Below are 20,838 nucleotides of genomic sequence, written 5' to 3'. Positions count from 1 at the left end.
GTTTATGGGTAACAAGATGGACTTAAACTTGATTCAAACTTTTTTGGTGGTCGCTGAATATCAGTCCTACACCAAAGCGGCCGACCATTTAGGCCTTACGCAACCTGCGGTGAGCGCTTCGATTAAGCGGCTTGAACAAGTGGTAGGAAAACAGCTTTTCGTCAAACAAGGACGAGGGATCGCACCCACTTCAACTGCGTATCAACTCATGCCGCAGTTTCGTCAGGCAGTGAGCATCGTAGACAACGCCATTTCAGAAAGAACCACTTTTCAAGTCTGCTGCTCAGAAACCTTACTCCACAGTTTAAATCCGATTGAAAACGTTGTTTTCCACGAGTCTCCACCGGAAAAGTACTTGTTGTTTGAACAAATTCGACAGCAAAAAATGGATTTAGTGATTGATACCATTATCACCAAAGACTCCTCTTTCGTGATAGAAAACGCCTACGATGAACCCGCAATGATCATCTGTCGTCAAAGTCATCCAAGAATCCAAGGGACACTGAGCCGAGATGATTTTTATCGTGAAACTCACTGTATATTTTCAGGCAAGTGGAACAACACTTCTGGCTTCGAGCAACTGGCAAAAGAGCCGATTCAGGAGCGAAATGTAGAGATCGTAACGTCATCTTTGGCGGGGATGGCAATGTATGTTGCACAACGAGATTGTCTAGGCGTTGTTTCTCGATCGTTTGCGATGAAATGGAGTAAGGCACTCAAGTTACAGATCCTTGAATGCCCGATTGAAATCGACCGTATCCCCTATAAATTCGTCTATCATAAGCGTGATGAGCACAATCCCGCTCATCAGCGCTTAAGGGAACAGGTCAAGCAACAACTTGAGTTTGCCCATGCCGCTCCTATTGATTTATAGAGGCTCTTAAACGCTGAATCACATCAGCTGGCGCAAACTCTCCTAGTTGCTTCAAACACTGCTCAAAAGCAAATGCAACAGAGCCATCTTTGTAGTTTCTAGCCAGCACCTCACATTCCGCAAACAAGTGCTGTGGGTTGCCTCCCACCTTGTAAGCGGTGTTCAACGCTTTACTGGCCGCAAGCACGTCTGAGTTCTCCAGAGCGAGCCCATAAACATACCAATACTGGGGGTTTCGCTCTGCGGTTTCCGCCGCTTGTTTTAAGTATTGGTTTGCTTTCACACTGTCACCCACTCGCAACCATGCTAGACCCGCGCTGTAAGGCAAAGCACTCGATTTCGGCTGAGCTTCAATCCCGGCCATCAAGGTTTCTAATGCTTTTTTGTCATTGCCCTGTGCACGATACAAATCGGCTAAGTTTGCATAGCTGTTCTCGAAGTAAGGTTCTATTTCAATCGCCTTTTGGTAAGACGCAATGGCTTTGTCTGTTTCGCCAAGGTCTCGATAGACATTCGCTAGGTTCGTTCGTCCAAAGCCTCGGTCAGCATTAAAGCGTTGGATTGATATGTAGTCTTCCAATGGCTGTTTGATCTTGTCACGTTGCAGAGGATTCATTTCCGGATAATGGCGAACCAGTGCACCTGCGGCTTCTGCACGTACTGATAAGACTGGATCGCTCAGTAATGGTTCGAGGATTTGCCAGCGATCACTGAACTCATAACCAGAAGACCCAGCAACAGCCCCAAGACGAATCATGTCGCTTTCATGCTTCACCGCTCTTGCCAATGACACTAAGGTGTTTTGCCCAGTATTGCCGCCCATTCTCTCCAAAGTTGATGCACGAATAATGTCACTCAACGATGAGTCTTGAGCAGAATACGCTAGCGCATCAGGCGCACCACGATGACCAATAGAATCGGCGTAGAATGCCACTGCAAAGTGTTTTTGATTGCGGTATTTCGAATTCGGGAACCACTCACCTATTTTCTGATCCGCCCACTGATTGGTTTCGTTTTCATGGCATGATGTACAGACGTTTGGCGTATTGATGTGCTGGCTCAGATCTGGACGTGGCACATGCCAACTGTGGTCACGACGCGGGTCGACTTGCATGTAAGTCGTTTCAGGCATGTGGCAAGTGGTGCATTTGGATGCTTCGGTATTTGCCTCATGGAAGGTGTGATTCTCCGGCATGTAGTCAGACGCAATATGGCATTGTGCGCAAACGGCTTCTTCAGGAATTTTTAACTTGGCAGTATGAGGATCATGGCAGTTGGTACAGGTTACCCCTTTCTCTGCCATGGCAGACTGCAAAAATGAGCCATAAACGTAATCTTCATCGTAAATCTGACCATCGTGATAATAGAGCTCCGGTGTAATTAGGCTTAGACGATATTTATCCAAGAAGGAGCCTTTAACATGGTCCGCACTTTCATTTAACTGTGTACGACGGCTATGACACTGCGCACAGGTTTGAACTTGATGAGTCATCGTGATTTCTTTTGGTTGGAGCGTGCTGTGCCCTTCTTCGTAGACCCATTCTTTTACTGCCATACCTAAATCTCGATCAAAGCCATAATGGTTCGCTGAGGTGATGGTATTCCCAGATTTTTCCGCTTGTTTGGCAAGTTCTACGTGTTCACTGGCTGGGCCATGACATGCTTCGCAACCCACATTGATTTCTGACCATGTTGTTGAATACGTATTGGCAGTTGCATCGTAGTTTTTTTCTAGATTGGTTGAATGGCAATCAGCACACATGAAGTTCCAATTCTGACCCGTGTTCGTCCAGTAAAACTCATCTTTGGGGGTGGTGTCGGGATAAAGATGGAACCAGCGCTGTCCGCCTTCTTGCTTGGCTCTCGAATCCCAAGCGAAAGGAATTAACTGCACACGCCCGTCTTCAAATTCCACCATGTATTGTTGAAGCGGCTCCCACGCAAAGGTGTAGCTGATTTTGTAATCATGCCACTCACCATCAGGCCCTTGGATATTGACCCAATATTCACTCCCTTTTCGATAGAAGCGATTTGGCTTACCTTCAAAAGTGAATGTGTGGTCATCAAAATCACCGAGAACGGATTCCGCATCGGCATGACGCATCGCCATATCGTGATGAGAACCTTGCCACGCTTCGGTTTCTTTCTTGTGGCAATCAATACACGCTTCGCTGCCTACGTAAGTTTGCGTTGAAGAATTGATTGATTGTGGTGCGACCGACACGGTTTCTTGTGCAGAAGCTGACCGTTTAGATACTGTTTCCTGTGCAAACAGAGAAAAACTGACGAGCGCTGCTAGGCCGATCAAAGCCTGCTTCCAACTTGCCCACTGAGTCATAACTGTCCTTGTGTGTGATTCTTTTTATTCTCTAATCAAAGATAGAAGTGTTTTTCCTTTTTAGACAAGCAATTACATGCGTTTTAAGAAAAAATTAAACACAGTGCAAAAAAAGAGGCTCCGAAGAGCCCCACATTTGGTTGCAATCAATTTATTTGTTGTGACTTTCCTGCAACTTCTCCATCACTTGATCAAGTGAGAAGCTTGCTGCTTTTTGTCGCGGTGGAAATTCTTCGAACGTTGCCAAGAATTTACCTACATAAGCCTGTGCTGGAACCAGCATGTATGCGTGGTCAATCAGCCAGTCGTAATAAGTGTTAGACGTAATGTCCGCCACTTCGTATGGGTCCATGCGTAGGTTGAAGATCTTAGGCACACGTAATGGCGTAAACGGTTCAGCCCAGATACGTAGTGTGCCTTTTGCGCGCTGCTCTAGGAATACGATCTTCCAGTTGCGGAAGCGAAGTGAACTCAAATCACCATCATCAGTGAAGTAGAAGATCTCTTCACGTGGGCCTTTCTCTTCTTTACCAGTTAGGTAAGGCAAGAAGTTGTAACCATCGAGATGATTCTTAAATGTCTTATCACCCGCCGTGTAGCCTTTCAGCAACTTCTCTTTGATTTGGTCATCACCAGCCGCCGCCACCAAGGTTGGCATCCAGTCCATGTGGTGCATAATTTCGTTAGAAACGCTGCCCGCTTCAATCTTACCCGGCCAACGTACCATTGCAGGAACACGGAACGCACCTTCCCAGTTGGTGTTCTTCTCACCACGGAATGGGGTTGTACCCGCATCTGGCCAAGAGTTCATGTGCGGGCCGTTATCGGTTGAGTAAAATACGATGGTGTTGTCTTTGATGCCCAAGTCATCCACTTTTTTCAGCAGCTCGCCTACTTGGTTATCGTGTTCTACCATACCGTCGGCATAAAAACTGATGCCAGTTTTGCCCAAGTTTTCTTCTTTCACGTGTGTGCGGAAGTGCATGCGTGTTGCGTTCCACCAGACAAAGAAAGGCTTGTCAGCCTTCACTGCTCGATCCATAAAATCAAGCGCCGCATCTAACGTTTCTCCATCCACCGTTTCCATACGCTTACGCGTTAGAGGGCCGGTATCTTCGATTTTGCCGTCAGCAAAGGACTTAATAACCCCACGAGGACCGAATTTCTTACGGAATTCTGGATCTTTCGGGTAGTCCACATTCTCAGGTTCTTCCTCGGCGTTCAAATGGTAAAGGTTGCCAAAAAATTCGTCGAAGCCGTGATTGGTTGGAAGGTGTTCGTCTTTATCGCCAAGGTGGTTTTTACCAAACTGACCTGTCATATAGCCCAGTGGTTTAAGCATTTCTGCAATCGTTGCATCTTCTGCCTGAAGACCCAAATCTGCCCCCGGAAGGCCAACCTTACTCAAGCCCGTTCTCAATACCGTTTGTCCGGTAATGAAGGTAGAACGGCCTGCAGTACAAGATTGCTCGCCATAGTAGTCGGTGAACATCATGCCTTCTTTCGCAATGCTATCGATGTTCGGTGTTTTGTATCCCATTAAGCCAAATGTGTAAGCACTGATATTAGATTGACCGATATCATCGCCCCAAATGACCAGAATATTCGGTTTCTCTGCTGCGATACTGCTACTTGTCGCGCCGATAAAAGCAGCGGCAAGAATCGCTAATCGGCGTTTCACGCCATAATTCGCTGTCATATAAACCTCTGTATGTAATAGAAAAGTGCATCCTGCACACAAACGTATAGCTCACAAAACAGACTAATGCGAATCAAATAGCATAATTATACTTTGGTTAAAACTAAGGTCTTATATCCCTATTTAGAAAGCGGATTAACGTGACCTAAGTCTCGCTTCAGTTTTCCCCACAAATTCTAAGGTCGAAACAATCAACTGATAAAACAACAAGTTATTTCTCTACATAACTTATGGTTATAAACACTATAAAGCGACATTCTTCAATTGCATCATTAACTTAATAGCCAACGAAGCATGGGCGGTACCTAGGCTTCTTTTCCAACTTACAACCAATTTGGAGTTTTTATGGCTAACCAAATGAGCAAGCTGGCTGTCGGTCTCGGCGTACTGGCAACCTCAAGCGCAGCAGTGGCAGCAGACAAACCAAACATCCTAGCGATCTTTGGTGATGATGTTGGTTACTGGAACATCAGTGCATACAACCAAGGTATGATGGGTTACGAAACCCCGAATATCGACCGTATTGCAAACGAGGGTGCACTATTTACTGATCACTACGGTCAGCAATCTTGTACTGCAGGCCGTGCAGCATTTATCACTGGCCAAGAACCGTTCCGTACTGGCTTGCTTACAATCGGTATGCCAGGCTCTACTCACGGTATCCCTGATTGGGCACCGACCATTGCAGACCTGCTTAAAGGTCAAGGCTACATGACGGCTCAGTTTGGTAAGAACCACTTAGGTGACCAAGACCAACACTTGCCAACTAACCACGGTTTCGACGAGTTCTTCGGTAACCTTTATCACCTCAATGCTGAAGAAGAACCAGAAACTTACTACTACCCGAAAGATCCAGAGTTCCGTAAAAACTACGGCCCTCGTGGTGTAATCAAGTCTTTTGCTGACGGTAAGATTGAAGATACAGGCCCAATGACGCGTAAGCGTATGGAGCACGCGGATGAAGAATTCCTAGAAACGTCACTGGCGTTCATGGAAAAAGCCGTGAAAGCAGACAAGCCTTTCTTTATCTGGCACAACACCACCCGTATGCACGTTTGGACTCGCCTTCAGGAAAAATACCAAGGTAAATCTGGCATCAGTATCTACGCCGATGGCATGTTAGAGCATGATGATCAAGTGGGTATTCTACTGGATAAACTGGATGAGCTAGGTGTCGCAGACAACACCATCGTAATCTACTCAACCGATAACGGTGCAGAGACTGTATCGTGGCCTGACGGCGGTGCAACACCATTCCATGGTGAAAAAGGCACGACATGGGAAGGCGGTATGCGCGTACCTCAACTTGTTCGTTGGCCTGGCGTAATCGAACCAGGTACTAAGATCAACGAAATGATGGCGCACCAAGACTGGCTACCAACTCTAATGGCTGCAGCCGGCGTTCCTGACGTGAAAGAGAAGCTAGCGAAAGGCTACAAAGCGAACGGTAAAGACTGGCGCGTACACATTGATGGTTACAACTTCATGCCTTACTTCCAAGGTAAAGAAGAGAAAGGTCCTCGTGAGTCACTGCTTTACTTCACTGCTAATGGTGAGCTAAACGCAGTTCGTTGGAACGACTGGAAACTGCACTTCGCAACCCTAGAAGGTAACATTACCGATGCAGTTCGTTTCTCTCCAAACTGGCCGAAGATCATCCATTTACGTGCTGACCCATTCGAGAAAGCACCGCACGAATCTGGTATGTACCTACGCTGGATGGCAGACAACATGTGGTTGTTCGTACCAATCCAAGACGTTCTTGGTGAGTTCTTCAAGACGCTGCCAGATTACCCAATGCAGCAAGGTCAGATGATGAACCCAGCGTCGATTAGCTACCAATCTCTTGGCCTACAAGGCAAGATGAAGCAGCTAGAGCAACTTCAGCAAGAAGTTAAAAAAATGAACTAGTTTCTTTTGCAACTACCGAAAAAGCCCACCGATTCAGGTGGGCTTTCTTTTTGTCGCGACCTTCCCCGCTTAAGTAAAACTTCTAGACATGTCGCACTTTGAAGGCTCTTTATAAATAACTGATAGCTTTCTCATTCATCACGTTGATTTTAACCAAGTCATTATTGATAATAGTTCGCATTATCGATAATAAGTGATATATCAACATGTTTAGCCCAACGTCAGTCCCCGTTCAGCCAAAGCCAAACTGGTCATCGAGTTCATCCGTTCCTGCTCCTTCAATCTTATTGGTCGAAGATGACCCAGATCTCAACCTTCAACTCACCCGACTACTTAAAGAGCAACGCTATCAAGTCATCTCGATGTTTTGCGGGGATGAAGCCGTTAAGGCTTTTCAGCAGCAAGACTTTGATTTGGTCATACTCGATGTCAACCTCCCTAACCTCGATGGTTTCGAAGTGCTTAATGTCATTCGTTCTCAGTCACAAACACCCGTAGTTATGCTGACTGCATTTGGCGCAGAAGAATATCGAATTCAGGGCCTTAAATGCGGAGCGGATGATTACATCACCAAACCCTGTAACTTCACCGAAGTGAGTTTACGTATAGAAGCAATTCTACGTCGCACCCAACTCATCAAGCAGCCCAATTCAGCAACGCAACTCAGTGAGAGAGAGTTACTCCTCGATAAACAAACTCACACGGTAACGCTCCATCATCGTCCTGAGATGAACCCCATTCAACTGACACCTATTCAATTTAAACTGCTGTGGACGTTAATCGAGCACCGCGAAGAAGTACTGAGTAAACCCTTCCTTTACCAGACCGTACTAGAACGTCAATTTAGCCAATATGACCGAGCCCTAGACATGCACTTAAGCCGTGTGCGTAAACGCCTTATCTCGGAAGGTATGTCGAACGACCGTATCCAGACCGTGCATGGAAAAGGGTATATTTTCAAATGAAGAAAATGTTGTTCTGGCGGCTGTTTGTCGTCTTATCTCTCGGCGTGGTGATCTTCTTTTCTTTGATTCATAGCGCTGCCATTCTTTCTAATGAAAAGATGAGCTACCTTAAGAAGTCCCACCGTCAACAGATCCTCGATTGGGGCTCTACAGCACAAACCTATATCGACCAGCAAGATTGGCAAGGTTTGGACGCTTGGTTAGAAGAACTCGCTTCTAATGAGTCTACTTGGGCAACGGTTCTGCAATCACACCTAGACGTAAAAGGCGGTAATCCGCTCAATGAACGGTTTTGGGAAGGCTACGGCATTGGTCGAAGTGTTGAATGGAAAATCCACCTCGATTTTCCAGACAATCCAATCATGGAAGTGCCGCTTTCTCCTTTTGGGTATCATTTTCTGATTCTACTGCCCGACCGAATGCGCCCCGGAACTTACATGTCCCATGCGTTTTGGTTGTTCCGTTTTGTGATTCCATTTCTCTCTTTACTGGCACTTACGGTATATTTGTACCGTTACGTCATGCGTCCATTACAGCAGTTCCACCGAGCAAGCCAAGCTTTCAGCCAAGGGGATTATTCGGCGCGCATTGAGCAAACCATGAAGTTAGGCAACGATGAAATAAGCCAAGTCGCGCGAACTTTCGACAAAATGGCGGAACGAACCTCAGATGTGATTCAACACAACAGAAACTTAATCGCCGACATGTCACATGAGATACGTACCCCACTCGCTCGAATAGAAATGGCCATAGACTGCGTCGATAAAAACATTGAGCGCGAGCAGATGTTACAACGCATCAAAAGCGACACTCATAAGATGCGCAGTACAGCAGAAGACACTCTCACCCTTGCATGGATTGAAAACGAACAACCGAACCTCAGAACGGAAGCATTTGACTTAGCAGAACTGGTTGAAATCATCGTTGAAGATGCACGATTTGAATACCCGGATAGGCACGTGTTACTGCAGCAAGACGAATCATTACCTATCAATGACTCCAACCAAATGGCACTCAGCCAATCGTTAGAAAACGTCATTCGCAACGGTTTACGTTACACCCAACCTAATGAAGCGCTAAAAATTGAGGTGCGAAACAGTAGCGAGCATTATCAAATCGTCATTACCGACTCTGGACCTGGTATCGACCCAAGTTTGTATCAACAAATTTTCAAACCTTTCTTTAAGGCCAATAATCAAGTCGCATCACGTAAGGGCTTTGGTGTTGGGCTCGCGTTAGCGAAAAGGCATATTGAAGCCGTTGGCGGCAAGATCGTTGCCTACAATGCGCCAGAGCGAGGTTTAGTGATGGATATTACCTTGCCCAAACGACGTTAAGCCTCACCCATAACAAGGATTGTAACAGTTGTAAAAGTCGTTTACTCAGCGTGGAAGAATCACCAAAATCTCACTCGATAATAATTCTCATTAACAATGGAGGTTACGGTGTCTGCTTCAACCGTATTTAAGCTAAGCCCACTTACCATCGCGCTTTTAGTGGCGTCACAAGCGACTTACGCCAAGGATGATATGGAAGTTATCGAGGTGACTGGTCACACACCGGAAGGTGTCGATATCTCGATAGACTCTGACCAACTAGCAAAATCCCAAGCTCAAGATCTTAATGATATTTTCAGAAAGGATGCCGAAGTCAGTGTCGGTGGCTCATCAGGTATTTCTCAAAAGATCTACGTCCGAAGTCTAGAAGATACGATGCTGAATGTCTCTATAGATGGTGCAGAACAATCCGGTAACCTATTTCACCACCAAGGCCGATTATCGATCGAGCCAGAGCTGCTTAAGCAAGTCGATGTGAGTGCAGGCTCCGGACGAGCAACAGACGGCCCTGGTGCTCTGGGTGGCGCAATTAAATTCACCACAAAAGATGCACAAGATCTACTCGCTGCAGACCAAACCTACGGTGCAATGTTGAAAGGTGGCTACTACACCAACAATGAAGGCTACAAAGTATCGGCAAGTCTTTATGGTGAAGTCGCCGATCAACTTGGTTTGTTGGCATCATTCGGTTACATCGATGGTGACAATATTCAAGATGGCAAAGGTAAAGAGCAGCCTTATACAGCGCTAGAACAGCAAGTTGCCCTCCTTAAGCTATCTGGTCAACTCAATGACGAACACTACCTCTCAGTCAGCTACGACTATCGTAATGACGATGGACGACGCTTGAATCGCCCGCACTTCCAACCAAGTTTCAAAAACGAACCTTTAGACCAAGAGACGGACCGCTCGACATTCACCTTAAACCACAAATACAGCGCGAGTGACCTATTCAATCTCGATACGACCTTCTACTACACGGACAGTCGTCTTGCCCACAAAGATCACCCACGTTGGGGGACGAGCGATGGCTCAATTCAAACTTCTGGCGTGAAGATCTTCAACACTAGCAAACTCACCGACCATACTTTGGTTTACGGCCTAGATTACAAGAAAGACAAATCAGAATTTGAGACCAATTACGATGGTAAAAAGGATGATGAAGAGAAAGGCACTGTCTACGGTTTGTTTGTTCAAGACGACTGGATGCTGACAGACGCTCTCATTCTCACCGCTGGTGCTCGTTATGATTGGTATGAACTGACCGACAACATGGGCCAAGACTTTGACTCAAGTGGCTTTAGCCCTAACGTTGGTATCAATTACAACGCTTTTGAAGGTTTGAACCTATTCGCGAGCTATGCGGAAGCGTTTCGTGGGCAACAAATCAAAGAGTTATTTGTCATCGACTACCGCGAAAATGATCCAAACCGTAAGCCAGAGGAAGCGCGCAACCTAGAGCTGGGTGCAAACTACCAATATGACGAATTCTTTGCTGGCTTAACCTTCTTTGACAGTACCATCAAAGATGTCGTCACCAATCAAGGGGCCGTGTACACCAATGTTGGCGATTTAGATAATCAAGGCATCACCGCTTACCTAGGTTATGCGATTTCAGATGTGTCAGCTCGCTTGAGCTACAACCAATCACGCCCAGAACTCAACGGCACTCCACTTTCGGATGATGACTCTACCCTAGGCACATCTATCGGTGACACTTGGGTGCTTGATCTGATCTATCAGCCGATGGAAACACTGGAGTTTGGTTGGAATGCTCGATTTGTTGAACGTCTAACCGACGTGGCGGATCCAACCGTTCATCCAGAAAAACCAGGCTACGGCGTACACGATGTTTACGCATATTGGATGCCACTCGCTGACGAAGAGTTATCTCTAACCTTGTCAGTTAAGAACGTATTCGACAAATACTACTTTGACCATGCGTCGTACATGGAATACATCGGCAGTCCTGTCGCCCAAGGCTATGCAAGCCCGGGGCGAGACTTCCGCTTTAACGTGACTTACGCGTTCTAGGTTTGTCTCTTACTTTGGCATTGAGCTAACAATAACAACCCGGAAATCGGAGCAATTTGCTCCGATTTTTGGTATTTGGCGGCTTATTTTGCTTTAATTAACGCAAATTCAATTTACTCAAAATAACTCAATGAATTTACGTTTAATTTTTACACTGTGTATTGCCACTCTGTTTGCAGGTTGTGCGACCTATGCGGGCCTAAACTACGACAAACTGTTTGGCCCTGAAGAAGTGCGTGAGCGTACTGTTGCTATTGAAACGCCGCAGGCGGACTTCTTTCAACATGAAGTAAAACCTATCGTCGATAATCGATGTGTGGTTTGTCACGCCTGCTACGATGCCCCTTGTCAGTTAAAACTCTCTTCCGTAGAAGGCATCGACCGTGGTGCAAGCAAAGCTTTGGTTTACGAAGGCACACGCTTGACCGCAGCAGCCCCAACTCGCTTATTTGAAGACGCGCAAACTACGCAAGAATGGCGTGATGCTGGCTTCCATCCTGTGCTCAACGAGCGTGAGCAGAGCATGGCGGCTAATATTGATGCAGGTTTGATTGCTCGTATGTTGCAACAAAAGGAACGTCATCCACTCCCTGATCAAGTTCAATTAGAAGGCTTCGATTTTTCTATCGACCGTGAACAAACGTGTCCGACGATAGAAGAGTACGCAAAATACGAACAAGACAACCCGACATGGGGAATGCCTTTCGGGATGCCGAACTTAACGGCGATAGAATATCAAACGCTCATGCTTTGGCTGGAAAATGGCGGCATCATGAATGCGCATATCCCGCTTACCGAGCAACAAAAAGCAGAGGTTCAGAAATACGAGACGCTGCTGAACAAGAGTTCTCGCAAAAACCAGCTCGCCGCTCGTTATATTTACGAACACCTTTTCTTATCGCACCTGTTCTTTTCTGAGCTGGACGGTGAGCAACCTCGCTTCTTCACTCTCGTGCGATCTTCGACGCCACCGGGAGAGCCAGTAAAACGCATCACAACGCGTCGTCCGTATGATGATCCGGGGGTTGAACGTGTGTACTACCGAATCATTCCTGAGCAAGGCACTATTGTAGATAAGACGCACATGCCGTTTGCGCTGAACAAACAACGTATCGAGAACTGGAAAAAATGGTTCATCGATGGCGATTATGAAGTAGCAAAATTACCAAGCTACGAGCCTGAAATCGCCGCAAACCCAATGACCGCATTCATCGATTTGCCCGTGAAGTCTCGCTTTAAGTTCATGTTGGACAACGCTCAGAACACCATCATGGCTTACATCAAAGGTCCGGTATGTCGTGGTCAGCTGGCATTAAATGTAATTAATGATCGCTTCTGGGTATTCTTCCTAGACCCAGACAAGGCCGACATTCCTGAAGTCAACGAATTCTACCGCTCACAAGCAGCGAACCTAAAACTTCCCGGCGAGCTTGAAAGCAATACTGTGCCAGTAACCAACTGGGTGAAATACTCGCGTCAGCAAGCACGCTACCTAGAAGCCAAATCTGACTTCATCAACAAGTGGTTTAAGAACGGTGAGCACCTATCGACCGACGTAATTTGGGACGGCAACGGTACAAATCCGAATGCAGCTCTTACGGTCTTCCGTCACTTTGACAGCGCGTCAGTGGTGCAAGGTTTAGTGGGTGAACAACCAAAAACGGCTTGGGTTTTGGACTATGCCCTGCTTGAACGTATCCACTACCTACTTGTTGCCGGCTTCGATGTTTACGGTAACTTTGGCCACCAGCTGATTACCCGCATGTTCATGGACTTCTTACGCCTTGAAGGGGAAAGTAACTTTATTGCCCTACTTCCTGCTGATATGCGTCACCAAGAGCATTCAAGCTGGTATCAGGACCAACCGCGTCAACTAAGTGACTTCTTACAACGCAACGTTGCACCATTTAGCCAACCGACCAGTGTTGTGTATCACACCGACGATCCTAAATCGGAGCTATTGGATATTCTGCGCAAGCAAGTATCACCAGTCTTGTTGCCACGATACGACATCATTGATACCGCGCTTGCCGTAGAGAATGAGCAGCAATTGGCGAGCATCAACCAAGTTCGTGGTGAAGGGCTAAAAACGGTACCGCAAATCACCATGCTGATGGTGCGCAGCAAATCTGGTGAGGATGAGCTTTTCACTCTTATTCATAACAACGCTCACATCAATATTTCTAGCCTGTTTGATGAGGAGAGCAATCGAGACTTCGCGAACGATGACATGACTATTGTTCGAGGCGTGGTTGGCAGCTATCCAGCGGCGTTTTTCTCAATCGAAGAAGATCAAGTAAAAGAATTTGTCGATCAATTTAGCACCCTTAAATCCGAGGATGATTACGTTAAGTTACTGGATAATTTTGCTATTCGCCGAAGCTCTGAAAAGTTCTGGCCATTTAGCGATCGTATCCACGATTGGTATCGTACAAAACAACCGATCGAATTTGGTTTACTTGACTATAATCGTTTTGAGAATCGATGATGATTTAAGGGGGTTCTCATGAGTATCCGAGACAACATCGCCGCTCTCGAGCAACAGATATACGTTGCCTGCTCAGAGGGAGATTACGACACGGTAAACATGCTTGAGCACCAACTCGAATACTTGCGTGGCAGAATGGAACATCCGTTCGAAGATGATCCTTATGCTCTAGACACTCGGTTCGAGTGGGAAGATGATCTGACCGAATAGAAAAAAACCTCCGGCGCAAACCGGAGGTTTTTGTTTTTAGCCCACGAGCTAACCGCAAGACGCAAGGCGCATCACACGCCTTTTATTCTGCCATCAAACGGTCAAGTTCAACGACCGAATCGGTCACTTGCTTCTTAATAATGTCTTGCTCGCTTGAGTACACTTCTAATGGTTCTGACGCAATTTCAATGCTTTGGCAGGTATCCATCAATGCCGTCAAACCTAAGCTGCCTGCACTGCCTTTCAACTTGTGAGCAAGATCTTTTACTGCTCGGCTATCGCCATTATCCGCAGATGTTTCCATCTGACTCAGTACGTCAGTACTGGTTTGTCTAAACAAGTCGATGATGTGCAGCATTTTCTCTCTGCCCAAGATCTTCATGTCTGACTGAATCACATTCGGATTGATGATAACCATTGCTGGCTCCTCTGCTGTCGGCTCATTGATGACCGGTGTCTCGTTAATATCAGTGATTGTTATGGTCTCATCCTGAGGGGCACACTTGCTCATTTGGGGCAGCAAAAGCTGTTTGCCATCTAACATGTCTTGAATAAGCGTAGCAAGTGCTTCTTTTTCCATTGGTTTCGGTAAGTAGCCATCGAAACCCGCTGCTAAGTAGCTTTCTACCTCTTCAGCAAATACGTGAGCAGAAACCGCAACCATTGGTGTTGGTGCAAGTGCTTTCTCTGCTGGTTTATTACTTTCTATGTGTTTCAGTCGATGAATCAAGTCAGTGCCATTACAGTCAGGTAAATTAATATCGACTAATGCGATATCGAAGTCCTGTTTTTGCATGATTCGTTCCGCTTGCGCACCATCTTCCGCCATGACGACTTCATGCCCCATGCTTTCTAAGAAACCTTCCGCAACCACCCGATTTACCGGATTATCTTCGACAATGAACACCTTCGCTTTGATCTTGCACCGTGCACTCGCAATAGAAACGGTTTCAACTGGTTCACTTTCCTCCAAAGGAATCGAAAACCAGAAACGGCTACCATGACCTTCATCAGAGTCAACGTCCAGACGTCCACCCATGGCTTGAATAATACGGCGGCTAATGGCTAAACCTAAACCTGTACCACCAGTTTGATTTAAACCACCTTCCGCTTGGGTGAAGGCATCAAACAACGTCTTCTGGTCTTTTTTCGCAATGCCAATTCCGGTATCTGAGACTTCAAATAAAACTTGTGATTCGTCTTCTGGATTCAGGCTGACGTAGATATCAATCTCCCCCTCCTCAGTAAACTTAATCGCGTTACCAACTAAGTTATTCAACACTTGGTTGATACGTGTCACGTCACCTTTCCAATAACGACCTACATCGCTTTCAATATGGTAAGAAAAGAGCAACTTCTTCTCTTGTGCCTTACCGTTCATTAGCTGGAAAGTGTCTTCAACGATCTGATGCAAGTCGAAACCTAAACTTCGTATCTCTAAGTGCCCGGCTTCAATTTTGGAGTAATCTAAAACGTCATTTAAGATCGCCAATAGAGTTTTACCACTGCGGTTGATGATCTCTGCATAACGCTTTTGAATTGGGTTTAGCCCTGAGTCTATCAGCAGGCGAGCAGTTCCAAGCACTCCGTTCATCGGTGTCCGAATTTCATGACTCATTGTTGCCAAGAAAGCAGACTTCGCACGGCTAGCTTGTTCGGCTTGTTTCCGCGCTTTCGCGTGGTTAAGCACCTCTTCATTTAAGCGACGGTTTGCTTGTTTCAACTGAGAGGTACGTTGCTCGATCAACTCTTCTAGGTGCTCTTTGTGTTCTTCTAATTCTCGCTTAGCTTGCGCTTCGCCTTCGGCCACGACTTTAAGCGCTTGCGCAGTGTTACGTGCCGTAATGATCGCCTGCCCCATATGTGCAAGTTCGTCTTTGCCTTTTACTTCTAACTCAACCGCCAAATTACCTTGTGCAACCGACAATAGCGCTGCCGAGTATTCCCCCAGACGCTTAACCACCGAAACATACACGACACGCCACAAGATCAAGACAACGATGATCAAACCAATGATAGAAATCACCGTCAGGGACCACTGTGCGAACTTCAAGGTATTCGTAAGCTCATCGACAGCCACACGTGTCGTTTGGTTTGAGTCATCCACCAGCTTGTTGACGGTACCATTTAGCTCAGAGAAGAGCTGTAACGTCCCCTGCATTAACTCTTGAGACTGCTCGTTGTTTTCGTATTGTTGAAGCAGGATAGTAAACACAACTTGTCGTTTACCCAGCTCTTTTAGTAGTTGCCCCATCTGCTCTGAGCGAGTCGGGTCTTCTACCGCCAATACACGTCGCTTCATGATTTTTAGATTGTCTTCAAACTCAGTTTGGATTTGTTGAATACGATCCACATTGGTGAGGGTGCGAGCTTCTTCAATCTGGTTGAGCATCTTAAACGCCAATAAGTGCAATTCATGCAGTCGCTCAGTCAGATCGAGATCGACTTCTACGAGCGCATCCAAAGCTTGGTAAACTTGAGCTTTTTTGTTGGTTTCAAGAAGGTCATAAATATGGGTGACGTTAGCAACCGCGATCGTACTGGTGTTTTGAACTTGGGTGCGAGTCAGTTGCTCAAGCTCTTCACTCAATAAGCGCATTTCTTCTACGCGCGTATCGATCTCTTTGGCGAGCCACAGCTTTCTTTCTACCGTCACACCCAATTCAGCTAGATTATTGATGACGTTTTGAACGTGATTTTCTAAGGTTTCGAGTAAATCAGCGTCAAACGACTCGCCACCCAGTTCTTTGATGTGAGTAAGCAGCGATTCAAGCTGATCAAACAGCACTCGTCCCGCCTCTTTACGCTCTTGTTCATTTTGCGCATTCGACAACATTTGCACCGATGAAATAATGCGAGTGCTGAGCTCCGAAACTTGTCGAGCTTCAATCATTGCCGGAATGGCAGCGTCCACCACGTTCCTTTCTGTTTTTGCCACCAGAGAAAACCCTGATACACCGATTAGCGCAGACAGCATGACCAGCATTGCCATCGCAATGAAAGACAATAACAGTTTGCGACCGATGCTTGCGGTAGCTAGCAACATATTTTCCTGACCTTAATATTCGTGTTCGGCGACATATTACGTTATATTTTGCAGTGTTTACTTAATCTATGCCAACGAACTTCATTTCATGGTTATAAATCAGCGCTCATTTCGCACAATTTTCAAGCATTCAGCTCTCGCAATGTCACTTTTCGCTTCAGTGCCAGCTTTTGCGACAGAGAAAGTCTGTGCTATTTACCCTCATTTAAAGGACTCATACTGGTTATCAGTAAACTATGGAATGGTTTCCGAAGCGGAAAAACTTGGTATCAACCTTCGTGTTTTAGAGGCTGGTGGTTACCCAAACAAAACTCGCCAAGAGCAACAACTGGCTTTGTGTACCCAATGGGGTGCAGATGCCATTATTCTTGGAACGGTCGATCCACAAGCTTACGAACACAACCTGAAAAACTGGATAGGCAATACGCCCGTGTTTGCGACCGTAAACCAACTTGAACTCGATCAAGAACAAAAACAGCTACTTCAAGGTGAAGTTGGTGTTGATTGGTATTGGATGGGTTACGAAGCAGGTAAGTTCCTCGCAGACAAACATCCGAAAGGGTCAGGCAAAACCAACATCGCTTTATTGCTTGGACCAAGAACACGTGGCGGAACAAAACCGGTAACAACGGGGTTTTATGAAGCGATCAAAGACAGCGACATTAACATCGTCGATTCCTACTGGGCAGATAACGATAAAGAACTGCAACGCAATCTAGTCCAACGTGTGATTGATATGGGCAACATTGATTACATTGTTGGCAGCGCCGTTGCGATTGAGGCCGCAATCAGTGAATTACGCAGCGCGGGTAAAACCGAGGACATTGGTTTAGTTTCGGTTTACCTCAGCCATGGTGTTTACCGAGGTTTGTTGCGTCACAAAGTCCTATTTGCACCTACCGATAAAATGGTCCAACAAGGCCGTTTATCAGTGATGCAAGCCGTGCATTATTTACGTCAGCAACCGTATGAGAAACATGCGTCACCAACCATTAAAGCGCTAACTCCGAAGACTCTTCATGACGACACAATTGAAGAATCGTTATCTCCGTCAGAATATAGGCCGACATTCAGCGTTAATGCAGTTGATTGATAGATAAAAAACGTGTTTTATTGGACAGCAACGAATTTAAAATCATAAAAATGGAAATAACTTGATGCAAAAAAAGACTCGTACCATGCCGGCGCACAAACATGTGGCATTGGTTGCCCACGACAACTGCAAGCCTGAGCTACTTCGTTGGGTTAAAGAGAATAAAGAGAAACTGCAAAGCCACTTCTTGTACGCTACAGGCACGACTGGCCACATGCTAAGCAAGGAAACCGGTCTAGCAATCAAGAGCATGATCAGTGGCCCAATGGGCGGTGACCAACAACTTGGTGCTCTCATCTCTGAAGGCAACATCGATGTACTCGTCTTCTTCTGGGATCCACTGAACGCCGTACCGCACGACCCAGATGTAAAAGCGCTGTTGCGTATTGCAAGCGTGTGGAACATTCCGGTCGCGACAAACCGCGCTACAGCTAAGTTCCTATTCAATTCCCCACTGATTGACCAAGAAGTGGACATTGAAGTGCCAGACTACGACGCTTACCTAGCAGAACGAACCTAAGCTCTGAACGTTAAATCACACATAAAACAAAGGCGATACCGAGTATCGCCTTTGTTGTTTCTAACCGAAGAGAAACGCTTCTAACGTGAAGTCTTTATCTAACGAGAAGTGACAATTGGATAATCGCCGTTCACCAATTCTTGAACAAACCCAGAGCCAGCACCGGTGTGCGTGATCCATACTTTCTCTTTAGCACGAGTCAGCGCAACATAGAACAAACGACGCTCTTCCGCATAAGAGAATTTGTCTCTTGACTCCGTCAATGCGCCATCAATGTGGGCTTGCTTCTTCTTAGCAGGGAACTGCCCTTCGTCAACAGACAAGATAATAACAAAATCAGCTTCCCTACCCTTACTTGCATGACACGTCATAAAGCGAATCTCAAGGTTCGGGAAACGCTTCAACCAATCGTCATATAGATCGGGTTTGTGATAATGGTTTCGCCCTAACAGCAGTACCGATTTCGTTTTCTTCGCTTGCTGGTTAAGTTGATCTAGGATCTTCTCAACTTGATTGCTCGGTGCAGTATGCACGCTCTTTTGTTTACGTTGCTTATGGCTATTGAGTGTTTTCGGCAATTGCGATGGGTTTTCTTGGATGAACGTGTTCGCAACGTCACCAATTTGATTGTTAAAACGGTAGGTCGTATCAAGGTAATGAACCGTTGAGTGAACAAAGCGATCTTGGAACCCAGTTGTTAAATCCACGTCCGCTCCAGCAAATTGATAAATCGCTTGCCAATCATCCCCCACAGCAAACAAAGTTGCGCCGGTTTGCTTCTCTGTCGATTCACACAGAGCTTCAATCAAAGCTAAGCGGTCTGGAGAGATATCTTGATACTCATCTACCATCACAAAACGCCAAGGTGAAATGAACTTACCTTTGGTCACATAATCCGTCGCACGACTGATCATGGTAGGGAAATCGACCTGATTGGTTTCTTTGAGCATTTTTTGCCATGCACTAAAACATGGCCAACACAAAGCCAGTTCGCTATTCAAGCGCGTGTAGTCTTGATGATTCACTAGCTTCTCTTGCACTTGCTTTTTGGTCAAACCGACCGCAGCAAGTTGCGAAAGCTGACTGTCTAACCAAGCAATCAACTTAGGGTTTTCTGAATGGCTACCTAGCTCATCGTCACCTTTCAAATAAGCAATCGGCCATTTATCCAAGTGCTTCTGCCAACGCTTAAAGTTGGTTGGTGTCATCCAATGTTTCTTAAGCCAGTCAATACACCAAGCCGAGCGTTGATTATCGTCTAAAGCCAGCGGACTAATTTCGACCGGTTGAGGCTCGACTTGATTAAGAATGCGTAATCCAAGCTGGTGGAAGGTGTTCACGCGCACGTTTTCTGCCGCGAGGCCAACCTTATCAACCAAACGCTCCTTCATCTCTTTAGCCGCATCACGGCCAAACGCTAACATCAACAATTCTTCTGCTTGCGCTTGGTGACTTTGTAGTAAATATGCCACGCGTGCCGTCAATACACTCGTTTTACCAGACCCAGCACCCGCTAACACAAGGTTATGATCATCATTGAGTAAGACGGCATGCTGTTGGGAGAGGTTCAGAGGTGACGACTCAATACGGTTGAACAACACTTCCCAATTCGGACGTTCGTTCTCTAGCCAATCATGGTTACGTTGGCTCAAAGTTTTCGACGTTTCAGAAATCCAAGGTTCGATTTCAGCCATGCGCTTTGGCATGCGCATTTTCGCTTCAAGGAGACTGGTTTTAATCTCAACCAATTCGTTGTTGAGTTTATCGACCCAATTTTGTACTTGAGAATGCGGTAAATAAGCAGGCAAGTTTTTAAGCTGATATAACTCGTCTTCCCACTTAGGCAGAAATTCGGCAAGCTTACGGCATTGAGTATTATGCCAATCCTGATATTGACGCACCGCTTCTACAGCAAACTTGCGACATTGTGGCCAAGGTAGACCTTGAACTAACCAGCTTTGTTGTTTGCCATCTTGCTCATGAGCAAAGAATTGCAAAGAGCTCCATAAAAGACCTCTTTTGACCGACACTTTGCCATTCCAAATCGTAAACGGGATGTGTTCTTCACTACCCACTGAACATAATAAAACACTGTTTTCTTTTATTTCGACTTGGTAATACTCATTTTGAATAAAAAACTGTGCTTTATTAGAGGCAGTAAGCTGCATGAAAGGTGCGCCTTTTGATATAGAAGTTCCCGTTTTATATCATTTTAGACGGTTAAATTGTAGCGATGGATGAAGCACAAATCGCGTTCTGTCGGTATTCTTAATTAAAATTCACATTACTGTTGAATTTGTGAACAAGAGACACGCCTCCATCA

General features: G+C 45.9%; 13 protein-coding genes. 9 read left to right on the top strand and 4 right to left on the bottom strand.

Annotated elements, in window-relative coordinates:
* Positions 1-4: 4 nt before the first annotated feature.
* Complete coding sequence (locus L1076_RS24700; RefSeq protein WP_237304669.1) at positions 5-874, top strand: LysR family transcriptional regulator; 870 nt, start codon at positions 5-7, stop codon at positions 872-874.
* On the opposite strand, the gene L1076_RS24695 is transcribed toward L1076_RS24700, so the two are convergent.
* Together L1076_RS24695 and L1076_RS24690 are read right to left on the bottom strand one after the other, a co-directional pair.
* Positions 861-3,212, bottom strand: coding sequence for a multiheme c-type cytochrome (locus L1076_RS24695; protein ID WP_237304668.1), 2,352 nt, complete (start codon positions 3,210-3,212; stop codon positions 861-863). The two genes, L1076_RS24700 and L1076_RS24695, sit on opposite strands and share 14 nt — an antisense overlap.
* 151 nt (positions 3,213-3,363) lie before the next feature.
* Positions 3,364-4,911, bottom strand: coding sequence for an arylsulfatase (locus L1076_RS24690; RefSeq protein WP_042603309.1), 1,548 nt, complete (start codon positions 4,909-4,911; stop codon positions 3,364-3,366).
* A gap of 345 nt (positions 4,912-5,256) precedes the next feature.
* On the opposite strand from L1076_RS24690, the gene L1076_RS24685 reads away from it, so the two are divergent.
* From L1076_RS24685 to L1076_RS24660, 6 genes are all read left to right on the top strand, one after another.
* Positions 5,257-6,822 (top strand): arylsulfatase, encoded by a 1,566-nt coding sequence (locus L1076_RS24685; RefSeq protein ID WP_038867939.1) that lies wholly within the window; start codon positions 5,257-5,259, stop codon positions 6,820-6,822.
* Between the two features lie 206 nt (positions 6,823-7,028).
* Positions 7,029-7,787 carry a response regulator transcription factor gene (locus L1076_RS24680; RefSeq protein WP_039976363.1) on the top strand — a complete coding sequence of 253 codons (759 nt, stop codon included), beginning with the start codon at positions 7,029-7,031 and terminating at the stop codon, positions 7,785-7,787.
* Positions 7,784-9,124 (top strand): sensor histidine kinase, encoded by a 1,341-nt coding sequence (locus L1076_RS24675; RefSeq protein ID WP_186175463.1) that lies wholly within the window; start codon positions 7,784-7,786, stop codon positions 9,122-9,124. The genes L1076_RS24680 and L1076_RS24675 overlap by 4 nt, the downstream gene beginning before the upstream one ends.
* Before the next feature lie 108 nt (positions 9,125-9,232).
* Complete coding sequence (locus L1076_RS24670; protein WP_237304667.1) at positions 9,233-11,158, top strand: TonB-dependent receptor; 1,926 nt, start codon at positions 9,233-9,235, stop codon at positions 11,156-11,158.
* Positions 11,159-11,288: 130 nt separating this feature from the next.
* Positions 11,289-13,646, top strand: a complete 2,358-nt coding sequence (locus tag L1076_RS24665; RefSeq protein ID WP_237304666.1) for a fatty acid cis/trans isomerase — start codon at positions 11,289-11,291, stop codon at positions 13,644-13,646.
* A gap of 18 nt (positions 13,647-13,664) precedes the next feature.
* A complete protein-coding gene (locus L1076_RS24660; RefSeq protein WP_005447215.1) occupies positions 13,665-13,856 on the top strand; it encodes a hypothetical protein in 192 nt (63 codons plus the stop codon).
* Between the two features lie 82 nt (positions 13,857-13,938).
* Here L1076_RS24660 and torS read toward each other — a convergent pair whose 3' ends face one another.
* The gene (gene torS / locus L1076_RS24655; protein ID WP_237304665.1) at positions 13,939-16,902 is read right to left on the bottom strand and encodes a TMAO reductase system sensor histidine kinase/response regulator TorS; all 2,964 of its coding nucleotides are present in this window, start codon (positions 16,900-16,902) and stop codon (positions 13,939-13,941) included.
* Positions 16,903-16,945: 43 nt separating this feature from the next.
* Here torS and torT point away from each other — a divergent pair, with 43 nt between their 5' ends.
* Together torT and L1076_RS24645 are read left to right on the top strand one after the other, a co-directional pair.
* Positions 16,946-17,995 carry a TMAO reductase system periplasmic protein TorT gene (torT, locus tag L1076_RS24650; protein WP_080774396.1) on the top strand — a complete coding sequence of 350 codons (1,050 nt, stop codon included), beginning with the start codon at positions 16,946-16,948 and terminating at the stop codon, positions 17,993-17,995.
* Positions 17,996-18,059: 64 nt separating this feature from the next.
* Positions 18,060-18,515 (top strand): methylglyoxal synthase, encoded by a 456-nt coding sequence (locus L1076_RS24645; RefSeq protein ID WP_038867953.1) that lies wholly within the window; start codon positions 18,060-18,062, stop codon positions 18,513-18,515.
* Between the two features lie 98 nt (positions 18,516-18,613).
* Here the strand turns inward: L1076_RS24645 and helD are convergent, their stop codons facing one another.
* The gene (gene helD / locus L1076_RS24640) at positions 18,614-20,683 is read right to left on the bottom strand and encodes a DNA helicase IV (RefSeq protein WP_045422263.1); all 2,070 of its coding nucleotides are present in this window, start codon (positions 20,681-20,683) and stop codon (positions 18,614-18,616) included.
* Between the last annotated feature and the right edge of the window lie 155 nt (positions 20,684-20,838).

The sequence above is a fragment of the Vibrio sp. MMG023 genome (assembly GCF_021654215.1).
GTDB lineage: Bacteria > Pseudomonadota > Gammaproteobacteria > Enterobacterales > Vibrionaceae > Vibrio > Vibrio jasicida.
Note: the sequence above shows the minus strand (reverse complement) of the source record. Positions and strands in the feature narration are given on the sequence as shown.

Bases quoted from the DNA above. Each gene is read 5' to 3' on its own strand.
- L1076_RS24700 (WP_237304669.1), top strand. From the start codon at position 5: ATGGGTAACAAGATGGACTTAAACTTGATTCAAACTTTTTTGGTGGTC.
- L1076_RS24675 (WP_186175463.1), top strand. From the start codon at position 7,784: ATGAAGAAAATGTTGTTCTGGCGGCTGTTTGTCGTCTTATCTCTCGGC.
- L1076_RS24660 (WP_005447215.1), top strand. From the start codon at position 13,665: ATGAGTATCCGAGACAACATCGCCGCTCTCGAGCAACAGATATACGTT.
- L1076_RS24690 (WP_042603309.1), bottom strand. From the start codon at position 4,911: ATGACAGCGAATTATGGCGTGAAACGCCGATTAGCGATTCTTGCCGCT.
- L1076_RS24665 (WP_237304666.1), top strand. From the start codon at position 11,289: ATGAATTTACGTTTAATTTTTACACTGTGTATTGCCACTCTGTTTGCA.
- L1076_RS24680 (WP_039976363.1), top strand. From the start codon at position 7,029: ATGTTTAGCCCAACGTCAGTCCCCGTTCAGCCAAAGCCAAACTGGTCA.
- L1076_RS24685 (WP_038867939.1), top strand. From the start codon at position 5,257: ATGGCTAACCAAATGAGCAAGCTGGCTGTCGGTCTCGGCGTACTGGCA.
- L1076_RS24695 (WP_237304668.1), bottom strand. From the start codon at position 3,212: ATGACTCAGTGGGCAAGTTGGAAGCAGGCTTTGATCGGCCTAGCAGCG.
- torS (WP_237304665.1), bottom strand. From the start codon at position 16,902: ATGTTGCTAGCTACCGCAAGCATCGGTCGCAAACTGTTATTGTCTTTC.
- helD (WP_045422263.1), bottom strand. From the start codon at position 20,683: ATGCAGCTTACTGCCTCTAATAAAGCACAGTTTTTTATTCAAAATGAG.
- L1076_RS24645 (WP_038867953.1), top strand. From the start codon at position 18,060: ATGCAAAAAAAGACTCGTACCATGCCGGCGCACAAACATGTGGCATTG.